This window comes from Pseudoalteromonas sp. MMG006, assembly GCF_018101025.1.
Taxonomy (GTDB): domain Bacteria; phylum Pseudomonadota; class Gammaproteobacteria; order Enterobacterales; family Alteromonadaceae; genus Pseudoalteromonas.
In genome coordinates this window covers 1-17,677 of sequence record NZ_JAGJEJ010000014.1, presented here as the reverse complement: position 1 = coordinate 17,677, position 17,677 = coordinate 1, and the positions used below count along the sequence as shown (strand labels likewise).

Genomic DNA, 17,677 nt, shown 5'->3' with positions numbered 1-17,677 from the left:
TATGTTTTTTAATATGCTCGCGTTTGAGCTGCGCTATTTTGTGCGCCAGCCTTCATTTTATGTGACTTCATTAATCTTCTTTTTTATGGCGTTTTTTATAAGCTCCAGTAGTAAGTTTCCGCTAGGTGGGGCTAATGTTCATATGAACTCGCCTTATACCATTATGCTTTTAACGGTTATCTTTTGTACGCTTGCTATGTTTTTAGTGGTTAACTTTGTTGCAAGCTCAGCGATTCGCAATAGTGAGACCAAAATGGATGAGCTGGTGTTTAGTAAGCCCGTTAACCCGCTTGCTTATCAATCAGGACGTTTTTTTGGTGCTTACTTGGTTGTGCTCGTTGTTTTTTTAACTGTGCCATTAGGCGTGTTTTTGGGAACTCAATTTGGTTTGTTGGTTGGTTGGCTTGATAGTGAGCTAGTTGGCCCTAATAAGTTTATATATTACGCTGCGCCTTTCTTATATTTAGCGGTGCCAAGCTTATTGGTGCTCAGTGCTATTTTTAATAGTGTGGCGGTTTATTTTAAAACCATAATGGCGGTATATGTAACGGCCGTGGTGATCTATATAAGTTACCAATTGGCGAGTATCTATTTTGACGATTTAGCGTTTAGAAATATTGTTGTTTACGCAGACCCATTTGGCACTGGTTCATTAATTGACTTAACCCGTTACTGGACTGTAAGTGATAAAAATACTGAAGTGTTAACGCTCTCGGGCGATTTTTTAATTAACCGTATTTTATGGGTAGCAATAAGTTTAGCGATGTTTTTTGGCCTTGGAAAGTTAGGTAACCGCGTAGTCACTAAAAAACAGAAAAAGCAATTTGCTGTTTCTACGTTTGTAAAAAATAAACAAGCAGCACTTATTAGCAGCGCTAAAAATTACAAGTCAAAAGGGGTCAATACGCAATCGCAATTAGTAATGCGCAGCTTATTTGAGCTTAAGTAGGTTATATTAAGTGCTCCTTTTATGATTTTAGCGGGTGTCAGTATTATTACGTTACTCGCACCACTTTTTGCGCCTATTGGCGCATATGGCACAACAGATTGGCCGCTCACACAAAACATGGTGGGCATTATTCAAAACGCCTCCGCTATATTTATGTTTATTATTATTGCTTATTACAGCGCAGAGCTGGTTTGGCGAGAACGCCACAGTGGTATGGGCGATATTGTTGACAGCTACCCGGTGCATAACAGTGTGTTTTGGGTATCTAAAATTATTGCGCTAATCACTGCAGTTTGTGGCCTTTATTTAGTAGGCATGATGTTTACCATTGCAGTGCAACTATTTAAGGGGCAATTTAACCTAGAGCTTGGCCAGTACTTATTTAGATTGGGCTACCTTACATTACTGCCTTTAATTATGATGGCTATATTGGCGTTCTTTTTACAAATAATTAGCCCTAATAAATACATAGGTATGGGTTTGTTTATTCTGTATTACATTGCTCAAATGGTAATGGGTGCTTACGGGTTTGAGCATCATATGTATCATTTTTCACAAAGCAGTAGCGTACCGTATTCAGACATAAACGGTTACGGGCATTTTTTACAAGGCGCGCATTGGTATACCCTATATTGGGGTGCATTGAGTGTGTTTTTAGCTATTGTAGGGTTTGCTTTATGGCATCGCGGTCCATCGCAAACATTGCGTACGCGTTTATCTTTAGTGCGTTACAACATGTCTTTAAAAGGCCAGGTTACAGCCGTTATAAGTTTATTGGTATTTGTGGGCGCGGGTTATAACATTTATTACAACACCCGTGTAATCAATGAGTTTGTAACAAGTGATGATAACAAAGCGCTACAAGTAAGGTATGAGCAAGAGTTCTCACAATACAAAGATTCACCGCTGCCTATAATAACTGATGTTGATTTACACATTGATATTTATCCTAAAAAACGTGCTTTAAATGCCGTGGCTAAAATTAAGTTTACCAATACCGCAAACGAGCCAATAACCCGTGTGTTAATTATCGAGCCTAGCCAATCTAAAAGCTGGGATGTAAAAATGGCGGGCGGGAAAATAGTCGAGCGTTTAACCGATTTTGGCATGGTATGGTTTGAGTTTGAACAACCGCTAATGCCGAATGAAGTACGCGAAGGTGAGCTTTCTGTTTCTCGTGAACACGACGGTTTTGTTGATAGAGGATCTGATACTCAACTCGTGCACAACGGTACTTTTATAAATAATAGAGAATTACTACCGCGTTTTGGTTATCAAAAGTATTTTCAAATTGCCGATAAGTATGAGCGCCGTAAGCACGACTTACCCGAACTGGAACGTGCACATAAACTAGAAGACAGTCGTTTTTATACGCAAAATGAGTTTGGTCCTGCTAATGGGTTTATAAACTACAAGGCAACGGTAACCACCGATGAGTCGCAATTTGCTATTACACCAGGTTATTTAAAAAGTGAGAGTGTAAAAGACGGACGCCGTACTTTTATTTATGAAATGGACGCCCCCATTTTAAACTTTTATTCTGTGCTTTCGGCAGAGCTTGAAAGTAAAAAGGTGGAGCACAACGGTGTAAACATTGAGGTGTACTACCACAAAGATCATGCATGGAATGTTGACCGTATGATTGAATCGGTACAAGATTCGATAGATTACTACACGCAAGCCTTTGGGCCATATCAGCATAGGCAGCTTCGTATTATTGAGTTTCCTAAGTATCGCTCGTTTGCGCAAAGTTTTGCCAATACGGTGCCTTACTCAGAAAGTATGGGCTTTATTACAGACCTAAGAGATGAGAGTAAAGTTGACTTACCTTACTATGTAACCGCACATGAAGTTGCACACCAATGGTGGGGGCATCAAGTATCGGGGGCTAATGTAGAGGGCAGTGCCGTTATTTCTGAAACACTTTCCCAATACAGTGCGCTTATGGTGCTAAAAAAGCGCTTTGGCGCCGAGAAGCTTCGTAAATTCTTAAAGTACGAGTTAGATAAATACTTAATGGGCCGTACTGGCGAAGCCTTTGAAGAAATGCCGCTGTATAAAACACAGTCGCAACAATATCTTCATTACAATAAAGGCTCAGTTGCAATGATGGCTTTGTATGACCGCTTAGGTGAAAAACGCTTAAATGCCGCACTTAAAGCGTTTTTGAATGAGTTTAAATACCAATCAATGCCATACCCAACCACACTTGATTTACTTAGTTACTTAAAGCGAGATGCAACACAAGCTGAACAACGCTTTATTGATGATCAGTTTAAATATATAACGCTTTATGAGCTTGAAATGAAAGAAATCTCGGTTACAGATGATGTTGATAGCGAAGGTTTTTATACAGTAACACTGAACGTTGAAGCAACAAAGCAGCATGCCGATGGACAAGGTGAAGAAACCGAGCAACCACTCGATGAGCTAATTGATATTGCATTGTTTAGCGATGACCCTGAAAACCTACTCGCTGAAGACTTTGTTATTTACTCGCAAAAGCATCAAATAGTATCTGGTACCAATACTATTGAGCTAAAAGTAAAAGAAAAGCCGATGTTTGCAGGGGTAGACCCGTACATTAAGCTTGTAGATAAAGACAGTAAAAACAACCTAGCTAAGTTTTAAATATTAGCTATTAACTTAAAGGCCGCATTTAGTGCGGCCTTTTTTTAGCTAATGTGTATAGCATTAACCCTCAATAATACTTAATTACTTCAGGGCTAAACGTGGCAGCTAGCTGCGTTAAAACCTCTGGTTTAGAAAAACTAAATAGTGAATTTTTGTTTAGGTTCCGCCGCGTTTCTCTCACCCAAAATAGATTAGTCACTTAAGCGAGTTGGTATAACAGGTAAATGATTTAACCTCAGGGAGATAGTGATTGATTAACCGAGGCGTATGGTCGAGCGTATTAGTTGCTAACCTTAGAGGGCGTTATGGGTATTTAAGCTGTTCTAAAAACGAGAAAAGGGCCAAAAGGCCCTTCGTGTTGCAGCAAGTAACACATTCTTTTCTATAGCGTAAAGTCTACTGCATATGCTACGTAAACTTTAACATCTGATTCGTCCATGTCGGTGTCAGATACGCCAAAAGTAAAACCATCTTTTGATACAGAGATACCGTAATCAATAATATTATCATCGCCAATAAAGTCACCAGAGTAATGACCTAAATGAAGTGCCATTTCCGTACCATTGCTGCCAACAGCAAAGCTGTAATCAGCATTTAGGTATAATGAATCACCAAAGTCAGTGCCATCACCGTCAGCAGCTGAAGTAGCAAGTACTGCTGCACCAAAAGTAAAACCTTCTACACTAATGCTACCGTAAATTTCAGAGAAATCAGCATCTGCTTCAGACGCTGCATCTGGGTATGCGTAGTAAATGTAACCTACATCATAGCTAACTGTTTCATTAATATCGCCACCAAAGCCAGCGTATAGGTCTAGCTCATAAGTCATTTCGTCGGCCCATGAAGCATTTGATACCCAAGTACCAGCATAAAAGCCAGACTCATCTGCGTAATCAATACCACCAGAAACAGCAGCATCTCCCCCAGTTTGCTCTTGTCCACGCCATAAATAGTTAGATGTTGCCGCAGCGTTTGCTGTTACTTCAGCATGTACAGCCGTTGACGTTAAAGAAGTTGCACCCATTAATGCTATTGCGCTAATAGCGATGGTTTTTTTTAGTTTTAACATGTCCATTTCCCGTTATATGATTTTTGCTCGCCAAGGTTTTTATTATGTATTCGCAACCCTTTTGGCTGGCGGCTTTTTATTGTTTAACTAACGGTATATTTGCACTGTATGTGCCAGCTCAATTAAATTATCTTTAAAATGGTTTTTTATTGATATAAAACAGATGCTTGAAGGTTTTCTATTAAAGCGTAGTATTATGAGGAAGGAAGTATTGCGCACACTGCTGGTGCATAAATTAACCTAACTGCACCAGATAAATACAGTTAGGTTAGAAGTTTTTAGCCAAATATAGTGCGCATAAGGCTAATTGTTTCGTTTACACCGCGACCTTTTTGTACTTCGCTAATAATTGAATCACGCTTAGTGCGGATATGCTCCGGGATATCATCGGCGGCAAGGGCGCGATCTACTAAAATCTCTGCCGATTCCTTGCCTCTACGCTGCGTCTTTCCAGTAGTGGACGTACTACGCTTAGGCTTGCTCAGTAACTTTATGTAGTTAGAGTTATCGGCTGTGCTTTTATCTGCGTAGTAAAAAAAGCAGGGTAGTAGTGCTTTAATACCCACAAGTTGAGTTTCTAATTCATTTGAGCCACTCGCCATTTTAAACCACGACATAGCGTGTATGCTTTGCACAATATCTTGCCAGTAACGTTCAAAATCACGATTATTTAGTTTAGTAATACCAAGTGCGCCACATAGGGCATCTAGTCGGCTATTACTAATTGGGGTAAATACATCAGGGCGACGCATAGCTAACAAGCGAGTTGCTGGCGCTAATGTTGGTTTTTCATCTGTGGCGTTAAATGCATTTAAGTAAGCTACAACGAATTGTTGGTAGTCATTTTGCTCTACATCGCCTTCAAGAGGGATATGACTTAGCGCATCATCAAATGCACCAGGTAAGTCTGCTAGCATTTGGTGAAAACCTTTAGCGCTTTTAGTTGAAGCAAACCATTCAACGTCAAAATTATACGTGCTTGGGTCTAGGGCAGATGTATGCTTACCACTAAAGGTAAGTAAATCTTCAGGGATCATTTCCTTTAGTGATTGCTGGCGAATACTGCTTATGTAATTCGTTAAACGAAGCTGTTCTTCAAGAGCAATAAGCTCTTTATGTTGCTCTACAAACATACTTACTACTGGCCAAGGCGCAACGCGTAAAGTTTTAACTTGTAAAAAGCTAATTGCTGATATGAGTTGATCGTGTAACTTTTTTAAAATGGGGAGCTGTGGCGTTTCAAGCAAGTCGTAATTAATACGATCTTTACTTGCGCTCAGTAACTCGTAGCACCAACCTAAAAAATCTTCTGGGTGGTTTTCTACTTTCACGGCCATTAGGTTTAGGCTAAGTTCTGAAGCTTGCTTCAAAATATTTTGGTAAATTTGACTTTCTTGCTCGCCTAGCGCCATTTTTGACGGTGAAATTAGCAGTTTTTTCATGCTTTGAAGACTCTCCGATTAGATACATTTTTTAGCTGCTTCATTTTAGCGTAAATACACCAATAGCAACAGGGGCGTGCATCATACCTAAGAAATTAATGTATGCAATGTTGAAGAACTTCAATAAGTACGATAGATATTAACTTGCGTTTTTTTAAAGTTGTATGTGTCAGTTAAGTCGTTTTTCAGCACAAATTCATTTTTAGGTAAATAAATTGCCATAAAACGCTTTTTTATTATAACTACAATGATTTTAAAGCTAACACTCGCTATGATAAGAACATTATTTGCACGTTTGAAAGGATGATCATGAAGACCTTACTTAAAATTGTTGGTGTAATACTCCTACTTTGTATTGCATTAATTGTTGCCGCGCCATTTTTAATTCCTACTGATACCATTTTTAACAAAGTTTCGCAGCAGGTTGAAAGCACAACTGGGCGCACACTTACTATAAATGGCGATAAAACGCTTAGCGTATTTCCTGCGTTAAAGTTAGAACTTAACGACGTGCACTTTGCGAACATGAAGTCTGGTTCGCGAGATGACATGGCAAGTATGCAGCAGCTAGCAGTTCATATACCTTGGATGTCGTTATTTGGTGGTGAGTTTAAGCTTGATAAATTTGTAATTAATGAACCCAATATTTTATTAGAAACCGATAAAAACGGTAAAGCTAATTGGCAATTATTTGATGCTGTAGCAGAGCAGCCCACAGAGCAAAGTCAATCAGGTGAGGCTGTTAAATTACCAGAGAACTTTGATATAGAGCTAGGTGAGGTAGCTATTTATGGCGGTACGTTTACTTACCTAGATGGGCAAACAGGCGCTAAGCAGCAAATTAGTGATTTAGAGCTGGCTATTTTACTTCCTTCTCTTCGTAAAGCATTAGAAGTAAAGGGTGGTATCACTTATATGCAAGAGCGTTTTGAACTTGATATAACACTAGATACACCTGCAAAAGCGATAGAAGGCGCTACATTTGATGTTAAACAGAGTCTTGACTCTCGCATAGTCGATTTAACGTTTAATGGCAGCATTGCTCAGCAAGGAAAAGATGTAAAGGGTGAGTTGGCACTCAGTGGTGACTCAGTCAAAGAGCTTGCAGCATGGCAGGGCGTAGACTTAAACGCTAAACAAAACGCGTTTAATGCCTTTAGTGTTAACGGTAAAATGCACTTTGCGGGTGAGACATTTAACCTTGAAGAGTTAATCGCTACATTAGATGAGCTAGAAATAAAAGGTCAAAGTGAGCTTAACTTAGGAAGTCGCTTAGCTGTTAATGCTGATATTGACTTAGGGATGCTTGATTTAAATCCATACCTACCAGAGACAGTAGCGAAGCAGGAAGAGCAACAGAGTGAAGAACCTAGTGAAGCACAGCCTATTGTTTGGGATGACACTAAAATTGATTTAAGTGCGTTAAATGCACTAGATGCAAATGTAGTTATTCGTTCAAGCGGTTTAAAAGCGAATGATATTGAGCTTGGTGCAAACCAATTTACAGTGGCACTTAAAAGTAGCGTGGCTAAATTAAGCCTTGATAGCTTTTCTGCATATGAGGGCACTGGTAAAGGGGTCATTAACATTAACGCCCAAAACACACCTTATAAAATAACCACTAATTTTGATTTGTCAGGCATAGATGCACAACCATTATTAACTGATGCCGCTGGATTCGATAAGTTAATGGGTAAAGGTTCATTAAATTGGAACTTGACGACCACGGGTCAAAGTCAAAAATCGTTTATTGATGCATTGAACGGTAAATTAGGTTTTGAATTTGCTGATGGGGCTGTAAAAGGTGCAAACGTAGCTGAAATGGTTCGTAAAGGTAAGGAGCTTATTACTGGTAATCTTGGTGCGGTAAGTGAAGGGCTAGACACAGGTTTTGAAGAATCAGAGCAAACTGATTTCTCTGCGCTTTCAGGTAGCTTTAATTTTACTAATGGTGTGGGAAACAATACTGATCTTTCACTAATTAGCCCACTAATTCGTATTTCTGGTGAAGGCGACGTAGATTTACCAAAAACAAATGTAGATTACCGTTTAGTCACAGGCATTGTAGATTCTATAGAAGGGCAAGGGACTACTGATGATAGTACTGGTTTTAAAATACCTCTACGTATAAAAGGCCCATTCCACGATGTGGGTATTAAATTAGACGTGAGTAATGCGCTTAAAGATGAAGCAAAACAGAAGCTAGATGACGCCAAAGAAGAGGCCAAAGAAAAAGCCAAAGATAAAGTGAAAGATAAACTAAAAGGTTTGTTCGGTTAAAAAACGTAAATAACAAATAAATAAGGCGCATTTAGCGCCTTGTTTGTTTTGTAACCACCTGTAAAATAGCTACATAGCCGTAATTACTCAATTTTAATTCCTATCTAGGTTAAATTAATTAAAAAATAACCTATCGTTACCCCCTCAATGCTGGTACAATTGCCCGCCCTTAAGAGACAATTCGTTTGTTTTTGAATGGGATTTAATCGAAATGTCTGATTTTTAAACAAATTTTAGGCACGTTGTAATTACTACACCGGAGGTCATTAACATGATCCAAATGCAAACTCAGCTGGAAGTTGCTGATAACAGCGGCGCTCGCAAAGTGCAGTGTATAAAAGTCCTTGGTGGTTCACACCGTCGCTACGCAGCGATTGGCGACATCATTAAAGTTTCTGTAAAAGAAGCTATTCCTCGCGGTAAAGTGAAGAAAGGTGATGTTAAAAACGCGGTAGTTGTGCGTACCAGAAAAGGTGTTCGCCGTCCAGATGGTTCTCTGATCCGTTTCGACAGCAACGCGGCTGTTATCTTAAATGATAACTTGCAGCCAATTGGTACACGTATTTTCGGCCCTGTGACTCGTGAACTTCGTAATGATAAGTTCATGAAAATCGTTTCACTAGCCCCAGAAGTACTGTAAGGAGCCAATCATGGCAGCAAAAATACGTCGTGATGACGAAGTAATCGTACTAGCAGGTAAAGACAAAGGTAAGCGCGGAAAAGTGCTTTCAGTTGTTACTGAATCTGGTCGAATCTTTGTCGAAGGCATAAACTTGATCAAGAAACACCAAAAGCCGGTTCCACAATTGAACCAAGCTGGCGGCATTGTTGAGAAAGAAGCGTCAATGGACGCATCAAACGTTGCGATCTTCAACTCGGAAACGGGTAAAGCGGATCGTGTAGGTTTCAAGATTGAAGATGGTAAGAAATTACGTATCTTTAAATCTACTGGTAAAACTATCTAATAGTTGGAGTAGAATGATGGCGAAACTGCATGAAGTATATAAAGACAAAGTAGTTTCTGAACTTCAAGAGAAGTTTGGTTTCAGCTCTGTCATGCAAGTCCCTCAGATCGAAAAGATCACATTGAATATGGGCGTGGGCGAAGCCCTAGCTGACAAGAAGATTTTAGATAACGCAGTAGCGGATCTAGCAGCAATCTCTGGTCAGAAACCTCTAATCACTAAAGCACGCAAATCTGTTGCTGGCTTCAAAGTGCGTGAAGGTTACCCAATTGGTTGTAAAGTAACCCTACGCGGCGAGCGTATGTGGGACTTTTTTGAGCGTTTGGTATCAATCGCTATCCCACGTATTCGTGACTTCCGTGGCGTAAGTGCTAAGTCTTTTGATGGACGTGGTAACTACAGCATGGGCGTACGTGAACAAATCATCTTCCCAGAAATCGATTACGATAAAGTAGACCGTGTACGCGGTATGGATATTACTATCACTACTTCTGCGAAATCTGATGAGGAAGGCCGTGCGTTGTTAGAAGCGTTTAACTTCCCATTTAAGAAATAAGGGTAGGGTTATGGCAAAGAATTCTATGAAAGCGCGCGAAGCAAAGCGCACAAAACTAGTTGCTCAGTATGCTGAAAAGCGTGCAGCACTAAAAGCTATCATCAGTGATGTTAATACATCTGAAGATGATCGTTGGGACGCGGTACTTAAGCTACAAGCTTTACCTCGTGATTCTAGCCCTGCACGTCAACGTAATCGTTGTAACATTACGGGCCGCCCACATGGTTTCCTTCGCAAATTCGGCATGAGCCGTATTAAAGTTCGCGAAGCAGCTATGCGCGGTGAAATTCCTGGCCTTAAAAAGGCTAGCTGGTAATAGAATCATGGGAGTAAGACTATGAGCTTGCAAGATCCTATCGCGGATTTGTTTACACGTATCCGTAATGGTCAATCAGCGAAGAAAGTATCTGTAACGATGCCAACTTCAAAGCTGAAAGTAGCATTAGCTAAAGTACTAAAAGACGAAGGTTACATCGCAGATTACGCTGTTAACAGCGAAGCGAAACCTGAGCTTTCAATCGAGTTAAAGTACTTCGAAGGCAAAGCTGTAATTGAAAATATCCAGCGTGTAAGTCGCCCTGGTTTACGTATCTATAAGAAACGTGACCAATTACCTAAGGTAATGGGTGGTCTTGGTATCGCTATCGTATCAACTTCTAAAGGCCTAATGACAGACCGCGCAGCACGCAGTGCTGGTGTTGGTGGTGAAATCATTGGTTTTGTAGCTTAATCGGAGGGGAACTATGTCTCGCATAGCAAAGGCACCAATTAATGTTCCTGCCGGTGTAGAAGTTACATTAAAAGGCCAGGAAATCACAGTTAAAGGCAAAAACGGTGAACTTACTCGTACTATCAACAACGCTGTTGAAGTACAAGTTAACGACAACGTTATTACAACTTTACCTCGTGAAGGCGTAGCTAATGCATGGGCTCAAGCAGGTACTGCTCGCGCTCTAATCAACAACATGGTTGTTGGTACGCATGAAGGTTACGAGAAGAAACTTCAGTTAGTAGGCGTTGGTTACCGTGCAGCAGCTAAGGGTAAAGTTTTAGACTTAACACTTGGTTTCTCGCACCCAGTTAATTTCGCAGTTCCAGAAGGAATTACGATTGAAACTCCAAGCCAAACAGAAGTTCTAGTTAAGGGCGTAGATAAGCAGTTAGTTGGTCAAACAGCTGCTAACATTCGTGCATACCGTAAACCTGAGCCTTATAAAGGTAAAGGTGTTCGTTATTCAGATGAGAATGTACGCCGTAAAGAGGCTAAGAAGAAGTAAGGTAAGACGATGGATAAAAAAACAGCTCGTCTACGTCGTGCTAAACGCACTCGTAGAAATTATATTGAACAAGGCACAACGCGTCTTGTTATCCACCGCACGCCACGTCACATTTATGCTCAAGTAGTTACTGCTGAGGGTAATGTACTGGCTGCTGCTTCTACTGTTGAGAAAGCTATTAGCGAAACAGTTAAAGGCACCGGTAACGTTGAAGCTGCGCAAGCAGTTGGCAAAGCGGTTGCTGAACGTGCGGCTGACAAAGGCATCGAAAAGATTGCTTTTGATCGCAGTGGCTTTAAATATCACGGCCGTGTGAAGGCGCTAGCTGATGCTGCGCGTGAAGCCGGTTTGCAATTCTAGGAGTAGACTATGGCTAACGTAGAAGCAAAGCAACAACAGCCTGATCTAGCTGAAAAGCTAATCGCGGTGAACCGTGTGTCTAAAGTAGTTAAAGGTGGTCGTATCTTTAGCTTTACTGCACTAACTGTAGTTGGTGATGGCGCAGGTAAAGTAGGTTTCGGTTATGGTAAAGCACGTGAAGTTCCAGCTGCTATTCAAAAAGCAATGGAAAAAGCACGTCGTAACATGATCAACGTAGACCTAAATGGCAACACATTACAGCATCCTGTTAAGGGACGTCATGCTGGCTCACTAGTGTTCATGAAACCAGCATCTGAAGGTACTGGTATCATCGCAGGTGGTGCTATGCGTGCAGTACTAGAAGTTACTGGTGTGCAGAACGTACTTTCTAAATGTTACGGTTCTACTAACCCAATCAACGTAGTACGTGCAACGATTTCGGCTCTTGAGAATATGAATTCTCCACAGTCAATCGCTGCAAAACGTGGCTTACGTGTAGACGAAATTCTGGGGTAACCATGGCAAATCAAACTGTAAAAGTAACACAAGTAAAAAGCTCTATCGGTCGTTTACCGAAACATAAAGCTACATTACGCGGTCTTGGTTTACGTCGTATCAATCACACTGTTGAGTTAGAAGACACAGCATGTGTGCGTGGTATGATAAACAAGGTTTCTTACATGGTTAAGGTAGAGGGTTAATTCGATGCATTTGAATACACTTTCACCTGCTGCAGGTTCTAAAACTGCTCCAAAACGTGTTGGTCGTGGTATCGGTTCTGGTCTTGGTAAGACTGGTGGCCGTGGTCACAAAGGTCAAAAATCACGTTCTGGCGGTAAAGTACGCGTTGGTTTTGAGGGCGGTCAAATGCCTATGCAACGTCGTCTACCTAAATTTGGTTTCACTTCTCGCAAATCTTTAGTATCTGCAGAAATAAACCTTTTTGAAATCGCTAAAGTTGAAGGCGATGTGGTAGACCTAAGCGCGTTACAAGCAGCTGGTCTAGTTAAAAAGAACGTTCTGTTCGTTAAAGTTGTTAAATCTGGCGAAGTTTCACGCGCTGTTACCGTTAAAGGCCTTAAAGCCTCTAAAGGTGCTCGCGAAGCTATTGAAGCTGCCGGAGGCAAGGTAGAAGACTAAGGAAGTACTAATGGCTAAACCAGGTCAAGATACACAAAGTGCACAAAGTGGACTTTCGGAATTGAAGCGTCGATTACTATTCGTTTTAGGTGCTATCATTATTTACCGTCTAGGTTCATTTGTGCCAATCCCTGGGATTGACGCCGCTGTACTTGCCGATTTCTTCGAGCAACAAAAGGGCACCATTGTTGAGATGTTCAACATGTTTAGCGGTGGTGCGCTTGAGCGAGCTTCAGTGTTAGCACTGGGTATTATGCCGTATATCTCGGCTTCGATTATTACGCAACTATTAACGCATATGTATCCTCCGTTTATAGAGCTTAAGAAAGAAGGTGAGCAAGGGCGTAAAAAAATTAGCCAGTACACACGCTACGGCACGCTTGTGCTTGCTACTATCCAATCAATCGGTATTGCTACTAGCTTACCGGGCATGATGGACGGGTTAGTTGTTAACCCGGGTCTCGGTTTCTATTTCACCGCAGTGGTGAGTTTAGTGACAGGTACCATGTTCCTTATGTGGTTGGGCGAACAAATAACAGAACGCGGTATCGGTAACGGTATTTCAGTTCTAATATTTGTTGGTATTGTAGCTAACCTGCCGTCTGCTATTGGTTCGACAGCCGAAATGGCGCGCCAAGGTGATTTGAATGTTTTTGTACTGTTGATGGTTGCGGTTATAGTATTCGCTGTTACTTATCTTGTAGTGTTTTTCGAACGTGGGCAACGTCGTATCGTTGTTAACTACGCTAAACGCCAACAAGGTCGTCAAGTATTTGCTGCTCAAAGCACGCATTTACCACTAAAAGTAAACATGGCGGGTGTTATTCCACCAATCTTCGCTAGCAGTATAATTCTGTTCCCTGGTACTATTGCCAGCTGGTTCGGCCAGGGTGAAGGTCCGGTCGCTGATGTATTACAAGCAGTTGCAACTACGTTGACCCCAGGTCAGCCGTTGTATTCACTTGTACTAGCTGCGGCTATAATCTTCTTCTGCTTTTTCTATACAGCGTTGGTGTTTAACCCTCGTGAAACAGCAGATAACCTGAAGAAATCTGGCGCATTTATCCCAGGTATTCGTCCAGGTGAGCAGACATCTAAATACATTGATAAAGTGATGACACGCCTGACATTGGCAGGTGCTTTGTATATAACCTTTATCTGTCTGGTGCCCGAATTCATGACTATGGCATGGCAAACGCCATTCTATTTCGGCGGTACATCAATTTTGATTATCGTTGTAGTAATCATGGACTTTATGGCACAAGTACAGACTCACCTGATGTCTCATCAGTATGATTCTGTGCTGAAAAAAGCGAACCTTAAAGGCTACGGTCGATAAGGTCAGTTTACGGAGTTGAGCAATGAAAGTACGTGCTTCCGTTAAGAAAATATGCCGTAACTGTAAAGTTATTAAACGTGCTGGTGTAGTACGCGTAATTTGCAGTGAGCCTAAGCATAAGCAAAGGCAAGGCTAAGTAAACAGTCGTGCAGGCTGAGATTTCTCGGCCTGTGTTTTTAGTTGTGATTTGGTCTTCGTTTGAGTATCCTTACGGGCTTTTCAAACTTATGATTACCAAATTCAAATATAGGAGATGTGTTAGTGGCCCGTATCGCTGGCATTAACGTCCCTGATCATAAACATGCAGTTATTGGTTTAACAGCTATTTATGGCATAGGTAAGACTCGCTCTAAGGCTATCTTAGAAGCGACTGGTATCGCCGAAACCACAAAAATCGGTGAACTTTCAGACGAAATTCTTGACGTACTGCGTGATGCAGTTGGCAAGTACACTGTAGAAGGTGACCTTCGTCGTGAAGTTACTCTAAATATCAAGCGCCTTATGGACCTTGGTTGTTTCCGTGGCCTACGTCACCGTCGCTCTTTACCACTTCGTGGTCAAAGAACAAAGACTAACGCGCGTACCCGTAAGGGTCCTCGTAAGCCTATTAAGCGATAAGGGGATAGTATTATGGCTAAGACACCAATTCGTCGTAAAAAGGTTAAAAAGCAAGTTGCTGATGGTATGGCTCATGTTCATGCGTCTTTCAACAACACTATTGTAACGATTACCGACCGTCAAGGTAATGCACTATCATGGGCTACTGCCGGTGGTTCAGGTTTCCGTGGTTCACGTAAATCTACACCATTTGCTGCTCAGGTTGCTGCAGAGCGTGCAGGTACTGCTGCTCAAGAATACGGTTTAAAAAATCTAGAAGTTTTCATCAAAGGTCCAGGTCCAGGTCGTGAATCTGCTGTACGTGCTTTGAATGCTGCTGGTTACCGTATTACCAACATTACTGACGTGACGCCAATACCACATAATGGTTGTCGTCCACCGAAGAAACGTCGCGTTTAACAATAGGTTAGGAGAAATAACATGGCAAGATATTTGGGCCCTAAGCTCAAGCTGAGTCGTCGTGAAGGTACTGACCTGTTCCTTAAGAGCGGCGTAAGAGCTATCGACTCTAAGTGTAAACTTGAGACTGCACCTGGTCAGCACGGCGCTCGTAAAGGTCGCTTATCTGATTACGGTTTACAATTACGTGAAAAGCAAAAAGTACGTCGTATCTACGGTGTATTAGAAAAGCAATTCCGTAACTACTACAAAGAAGCTGCTCGCCTTAAAGGTAATACAGGTGAAAACTTGTTACAGCTTTTAGAGCAACGTTTAGACAATGTTGTATATCGCATGGGTTTTGCTAGCACACGTGCAGAAGCACGTCAGTTAGTAAGCCACAAAGCGATTCTAGTTAATGGTCGTGTTGTGAATATTCCTTCATACGTAATTACTCCAGAAGATACTGTAGTAATCCGTGAGAAGTCTAAAACACAAGCACGTATCATCGCTGCTCTAGAGTTGGCTGAGCAACGTGAAAAGCCGACTTGGGTTGAAGTTGACGGTAAGAAATTGGAAGGCAGCTTCAAGCGTCTACCTGAGCGTTCAGATCTGTCTGCGGACATTAATGAACAACTAATCGTCGAACTTTACTCTAAGTAAAGTTAAGAGTTAAGAGAGGATAAAATGCAGGGTTCTGTTACAGAATTTCTAAAACCAAGGTTAGTCGACATCGACGCTATCAACCCAACGCGTTCTAAAGTAGTTTTAGAACCACTAGAGCGTGGCTTCGGTCATACTCTGGGTAATGCCTTACGCCGTATACTGTTATCATCTATGCCTGGATGTGCAGTAACTGAAGTTGAAATCGACGGTGTATTGCATGAGTACAGCGCGAAAGAAGGCGTACAAGAAGACATCATTGAAATACTATTAAACCTTAAAGGTTTAGCAGTAACGTTAGAAGGCAAAGATGAAGTTTTTCTGACCCTGACTAAATCTGGTGTAGGCCCTGTGACTGCGGCTGATATTCAGCACGATGGCGATGTAACAATTGCTAATCCAGATCACGTTATTTGTCATTTAACGACAAATAACAGCGAGATCAGCATGCGTATTCGTGTTGAACGTGGTCGTGGTTATGTGCCGGCATCTAGTCGTTTATCCTCTGATGACGATGAGCGTCCAATTGGTAGGTTGTTGCTTGATGCATCATTCAGCCCAGTTGAACGTATTGCGTACTCGGTTGAATCAGCCCGTGTTGAGCAACGTACAGACTTAGACAAGTTAATCATTGATATGGAAACAAACGGCACCTTAGATCCTGAAGAAGCGATCCGCCGTGCGTCTACTATCTTAGCTGAGCAATTAGATGCATTCGTAGATTTACGTGATGTAACTGAGCCAGAAGAGAAAGAAGAGAAGCCAGAATTCGATCCTATTCTACTTCGTCCAGTTGATGATCTTGAACTAACAGTACGTTCAGCAAACTGTTTGAAAGCCGAGCAAATTCAATATATCGGTGATTTAGTTCAGCGCACTGAAGTTGAGCTTCTTAAAACGCCTAATCTAGGTAAGAAGTCTCTAACTGAAATAAAAGACGTGCTAGCTTCACGTGGTCTTTCTCTAGGCATGCGCCTAGAAAATTGGCCGCCTGCAAGCCTAGCTGAATAATCTAAATCACTATATTAGTTTAGTTAGAAGGATAGGGTCATGCGCCATCGTAAGAGTGGTCGTCAATTAAACCGTAACAGTAGCCATCGTAAAGCGATGTTCAGCAATATGGCAAGTTCTTTGGTGAAACACGAAATCATCAAAACTACTTTGCCTAAAGCGAAAGAGTTACGCCGTGTAATTGAACCTTTAATCACACTGGCTAAGACTGACAGTGTAGCAAATCGCCGTTTAGCGTTTGCTCGCACGCGTGATAATGAAGTAGTTGGTAAATTGTTCAGCGAAATCGGTCCTCGTAATGCGGATCGTCCAGGTGGTTACACTCGTATTCTTAAGTGTGGCTTCCGTGCTGGTGATAATGCACCAATGGCTTATATTGAACTAGTAGGTCGCCCAGCGACAAACGAAGAAGTTCAAGAAGACGCGCAGTCTGCAGAGTAAGTCTTTAAAGAGACACCAAAAAGCCGAGCTTATGCTCGGCTTTTTAATGCCTGAAATTTACAAACATCATTCCTGAAATTATTATATTTACCTATTTACCTATTTACCTATTTACCTATTTACCTATTTACCTATTTACCTATTTACCTATTTACCTATATATCTACTTATCTACTTCTAATCCTCTAGTTCCTAGATGGTTCAGTGAAAATGGACAGTGTTATTGCATAGACGTCGACGTTAGCATTTAGGTAACCAAATAGATTCATAATCTAATGAGGTTTTTTAAAATAGTCATCTTTAGATAGGAACTTGGAATAGATTTATCATCATGAATTCAGGTTAAATAGCGTTATTAGATAAATAAAGCTTATTTTTAGTTGTGTTTTTGAGCGTTTAGCTCAAATACTCAGCGAACAGTCATTTATTTCACGTTTTCTTCAAAAAAGGGTTGATCTGTTTTCGGATCTCCCTATAATGCGACCCCACTGAGACGGCAGACAGCAACGCTTAGCGAGGCAAGAGTCAATCAGTGAGTCGAGTAAAACTTAGTGT

Annotated in this window: 20 protein-coding genes and 1 pseudogene; 19 read left to right on the top strand and 2 right to left on the bottom strand. The window is 41.3% G+C overall.

Features of this window, described 5'->3' with window-relative positions:
* The first annotated feature begins 1 nt into the window (after nt 1).
* Nucleotides 2-3,580: pseudogene (locus J8L73_RS13365) on the top strand (M1 family aminopeptidase).
* A gap of 385 nt (nt 3,581-3,965) precedes the next feature.
* On the opposite strand, the gene J8L73_RS13360 reads toward J8L73_RS13365, so the two are convergent.
* Together J8L73_RS13360 and J8L73_RS13355 are read right to left on the bottom strand one after the other, a co-directional pair.
* Complete coding sequence (locus tag J8L73_RS13360) at nt 3,966-4,652, bottom strand: TorF family putative porin (RefSeq protein WP_211001300.1); 687 nt, start codon at nt 4,650-4,652, stop codon at nt 3,966-3,968.
* 278 nt (nt 4,653-4,930) lie between these two features.
* Nucleotides 4,931-6,094 (bottom strand): hypothetical protein, encoded by a 1,164-nt coding sequence (locus J8L73_RS13355; protein ID WP_211017791.1) that lies wholly within the window; start codon nt 6,092-6,094, stop codon nt 4,931-4,933.
* Nucleotides 6,095-6,403: 309 nt separating this feature from the next.
* Here J8L73_RS13355 and J8L73_RS13350 point away from each other — a divergent pair, with 309 nt between their 5' ends.
* From J8L73_RS13350 to rplQ, 18 genes are all read left to right on the top strand, one after another.
* On the top strand, nt 6,404-8,374 hold the full coding sequence (locus J8L73_RS13350) for an AsmA family protein (protein ID WP_211017789.1): 1,971 nt from the start codon (nt 6,404-6,406) through the stop codon (nt 8,372-8,374).
* Between the two features lie 271 nt (nt 8,375-8,645).
* On the top strand, nt 8,646-9,014 hold the full coding sequence (rplN, locus tag J8L73_RS13345; protein ID WP_002959498.1) for a 50S ribosomal protein L14: 369 nt from the start codon (nt 8,646-8,648) through the stop codon (nt 9,012-9,014).
* 10 nt (nt 9,015-9,024) lie between these two features.
* Nucleotides 9,025-9,339, top strand: a complete 315-nt coding sequence (gene rplX / locus J8L73_RS13340; RefSeq protein WP_054206416.1) for a 50S ribosomal protein L24 — start codon at nt 9,025-9,027, stop codon at nt 9,337-9,339.
* A 16-nt stretch (nt 9,340-9,355) separates the two neighbouring features.
* Nucleotides 9,356-9,895: a 50S ribosomal protein L5 gene (gene rplE / locus J8L73_RS13335; protein ID WP_058547987.1), complete on the top strand. Its 540-nt coding sequence runs from the start codon at nt 9,356-9,358 to the stop codon at nt 9,893-9,895.
* A gap of 10 nt (nt 9,896-9,905) precedes the next feature.
* On the top strand, nt 9,906-10,211 hold the full coding sequence (rpsN, locus tag J8L73_RS13330) for a 30S ribosomal protein S14 (RefSeq protein ID WP_006794245.1): 306 nt from the start codon (nt 9,906-9,908) through the stop codon (nt 10,209-10,211).
* A gap of 21 nt (nt 10,212-10,232) precedes the next feature.
* A complete protein-coding gene (rpsH, locus tag J8L73_RS13325; RefSeq protein ID WP_058547895.1) occupies nt 10,233-10,625 on the top strand; it encodes a 30S ribosomal protein S8 in 393 nt (130 codons plus the stop codon).
* A gap of 13 nt (nt 10,626-10,638) precedes the next feature.
* A complete protein-coding gene (gene rplF, locus J8L73_RS13320) occupies nt 10,639-11,172 on the top strand; it encodes a 50S ribosomal protein L6 (protein WP_008115390.1) in 534 nt (177 codons plus the stop codon).
* A 9-nt stretch (nt 11,173-11,181) separates the two neighbouring features.
* Complete coding sequence (rplR, locus tag J8L73_RS13315) at nt 11,182-11,532, top strand: 50S ribosomal protein L18 (RefSeq protein WP_058547894.1); 351 nt, start codon at nt 11,182-11,184, stop codon at nt 11,530-11,532.
* A 9-nt stretch (nt 11,533-11,541) separates the two neighbouring features.
* Nucleotides 11,542-12,048, top strand: coding sequence for a 30S ribosomal protein S5 (rpsE, locus tag J8L73_RS13310; RefSeq protein ID WP_002959485.1), 507 nt, complete (start codon nt 11,542-11,544; stop codon nt 12,046-12,048).
* A 2-nt stretch (nt 12,049-12,050) separates the two neighbouring features.
* The gene (gene rpmD, locus J8L73_RS13305; protein ID WP_002959482.1) at nt 12,051-12,233 is read left to right on the top strand and encodes a 50S ribosomal protein L30; all 183 of its coding nucleotides are present in this window, start codon (nt 12,051-12,053) and stop codon (nt 12,231-12,233) included.
* 4 nt (nt 12,234-12,237) lie between these two features.
* Nucleotides 12,238-12,672, top strand: a complete 435-nt coding sequence (gene rplO, locus J8L73_RS13300; RefSeq protein ID WP_002959480.1) for a 50S ribosomal protein L15 — start codon at nt 12,238-12,240, stop codon at nt 12,670-12,672.
* Between the two features lie 10 nt (nt 12,673-12,682).
* Nucleotides 12,683-14,011 (top strand): preprotein translocase subunit SecY, encoded by a 1,329-nt coding sequence (gene secY, locus J8L73_RS13295; protein ID WP_211001297.1) that lies wholly within the window; start codon nt 12,683-12,685, stop codon nt 14,009-14,011.
* A gap of 22 nt (nt 14,012-14,033) precedes the next feature.
* Nucleotides 14,034-14,147, top strand: coding sequence for a 50S ribosomal protein L36 (rpmJ, locus tag J8L73_RS13290; protein ID WP_002959476.1), 114 nt, complete (start codon nt 14,034-14,036; stop codon nt 14,145-14,147).
* Between the two features lie 125 nt (nt 14,148-14,272).
* Nucleotides 14,273-14,629, top strand: coding sequence for a 30S ribosomal protein S13 (rpsM, locus tag J8L73_RS13285; protein WP_058547892.1), 357 nt, complete (start codon nt 14,273-14,275; stop codon nt 14,627-14,629).
* A 12-nt stretch (nt 14,630-14,641) separates the two neighbouring features.
* A complete protein-coding gene (gene rpsK / locus J8L73_RS13280; protein WP_002959471.1) occupies nt 14,642-15,028 on the top strand; it encodes a 30S ribosomal protein S11 in 387 nt (128 codons plus the stop codon).
* Nucleotides 15,029-15,049: 21 nt separating this feature from the next.
* Complete coding sequence (gene rpsD, locus J8L73_RS13275; RefSeq protein WP_002959461.1) at nt 15,050-15,670, top strand: 30S ribosomal protein S4; 621 nt, start codon at nt 15,050-15,052, stop codon at nt 15,668-15,670.
* 24 nt (nt 15,671-15,694) lie between these two features.
* Nucleotides 15,695-16,681, top strand: a complete 987-nt coding sequence (gene rpoA / locus J8L73_RS13270) for a DNA-directed RNA polymerase subunit alpha (protein ID WP_058547891.1) — start codon at nt 15,695-15,697, stop codon at nt 16,679-16,681.
* A 39-nt stretch (nt 16,682-16,720) separates the two neighbouring features.
* Nucleotides 16,721-17,122, top strand: coding sequence for a 50S ribosomal protein L17 (gene rplQ, locus J8L73_RS13265; RefSeq protein ID WP_058547890.1), 402 nt, complete (start codon nt 16,721-16,723; stop codon nt 17,120-17,122).
* The last annotated feature ends 555 nt before the right edge of the window (nt 17,123-17,677 follow it).

What these genes read in the sequence shown, in the direction of transcription:
- rpoA (WP_058547891.1), top strand. Translation starts at nt 15,695, where the DNA reads ATGCAGGGTTCTGTTACAGAATTTCTAAAACCAAGGTTAGTCGACATC.
- J8L73_RS13355 (WP_211017791.1), bottom strand. Translation starts at nt 6,094, where the DNA reads ATGAAAAAACTGCTAATTTCACCGTCAAAAATGGCGCTAGGCGAGCAA.
- rplN (WP_002959498.1), top strand. Translation starts at nt 8,646, where the DNA reads ATGATCCAAATGCAAACTCAGCTGGAAGTTGCTGATAACAGCGGCGCT.
- rplO (WP_002959480.1), top strand. Translation starts at nt 12,238, where the DNA reads ATGCATTTGAATACACTTTCACCTGCTGCAGGTTCTAAAACTGCTCCA.
- rpsK (WP_002959471.1), top strand. Translation starts at nt 14,642, where the DNA reads ATGGCTAAGACACCAATTCGTCGTAAAAAGGTTAAAAAGCAAGTTGCT.
- rpsH (WP_058547895.1), top strand. Translation starts at nt 10,233, where the DNA reads ATGAGCTTGCAAGATCCTATCGCGGATTTGTTTACACGTATCCGTAAT.
- rpsN (WP_006794245.1), top strand. Translation starts at nt 9,906, where the DNA reads ATGGCAAAGAATTCTATGAAAGCGCGCGAAGCAAAGCGCACAAAACTA.
- J8L73_RS13360 (WP_211001300.1), bottom strand. Translation starts at nt 4,652, where the DNA reads ATGTTAAAACTAAAAAAAACCATCGCTATTAGCGCAATAGCATTAATG.
- rplF (WP_008115390.1), top strand. Translation starts at nt 10,639, where the DNA reads ATGTCTCGCATAGCAAAGGCACCAATTAATGTTCCTGCCGGTGTAGAA.
- rpmD (WP_002959482.1), top strand. Translation starts at nt 12,051, where the DNA reads ATGGCAAATCAAACTGTAAAAGTAACACAAGTAAAAAGCTCTATCGGT.
- J8L73_RS13350 (WP_211017789.1), top strand. Translation starts at nt 6,404, where the DNA reads ATGAAGACCTTACTTAAAATTGTTGGTGTAATACTCCTACTTTGTATT.
- rpsD (WP_002959461.1), top strand. Translation starts at nt 15,050, where the DNA reads ATGGCAAGATATTTGGGCCCTAAGCTCAAGCTGAGTCGTCGTGAAGGT.
- rplQ (WP_058547890.1), top strand. Translation starts at nt 16,721, where the DNA reads ATGCGCCATCGTAAGAGTGGTCGTCAATTAAACCGTAACAGTAGCCAT.
- secY (WP_211001297.1), top strand. Translation starts at nt 12,683, where the DNA reads ATGGCTAAACCAGGTCAAGATACACAAAGTGCACAAAGTGGACTTTCG.
- rpmJ (WP_002959476.1), top strand. Translation starts at nt 14,034, where the DNA reads ATGAAAGTACGTGCTTCCGTTAAGAAAATATGCCGTAACTGTAAAGTT.
- rpsE (WP_002959485.1), top strand. Translation starts at nt 11,542, where the DNA reads ATGGCTAACGTAGAAGCAAAGCAACAACAGCCTGATCTAGCTGAAAAG.
- rplX (WP_054206416.1), top strand. Translation starts at nt 9,025, where the DNA reads ATGGCAGCAAAAATACGTCGTGATGACGAAGTAATCGTACTAGCAGGT.
- rplR (WP_058547894.1), top strand. Translation starts at nt 11,182, where the DNA reads ATGGATAAAAAAACAGCTCGTCTACGTCGTGCTAAACGCACTCGTAGA.
- rplE (WP_058547987.1), top strand. Translation starts at nt 9,356, where the DNA reads ATGGCGAAACTGCATGAAGTATATAAAGACAAAGTAGTTTCTGAACTT.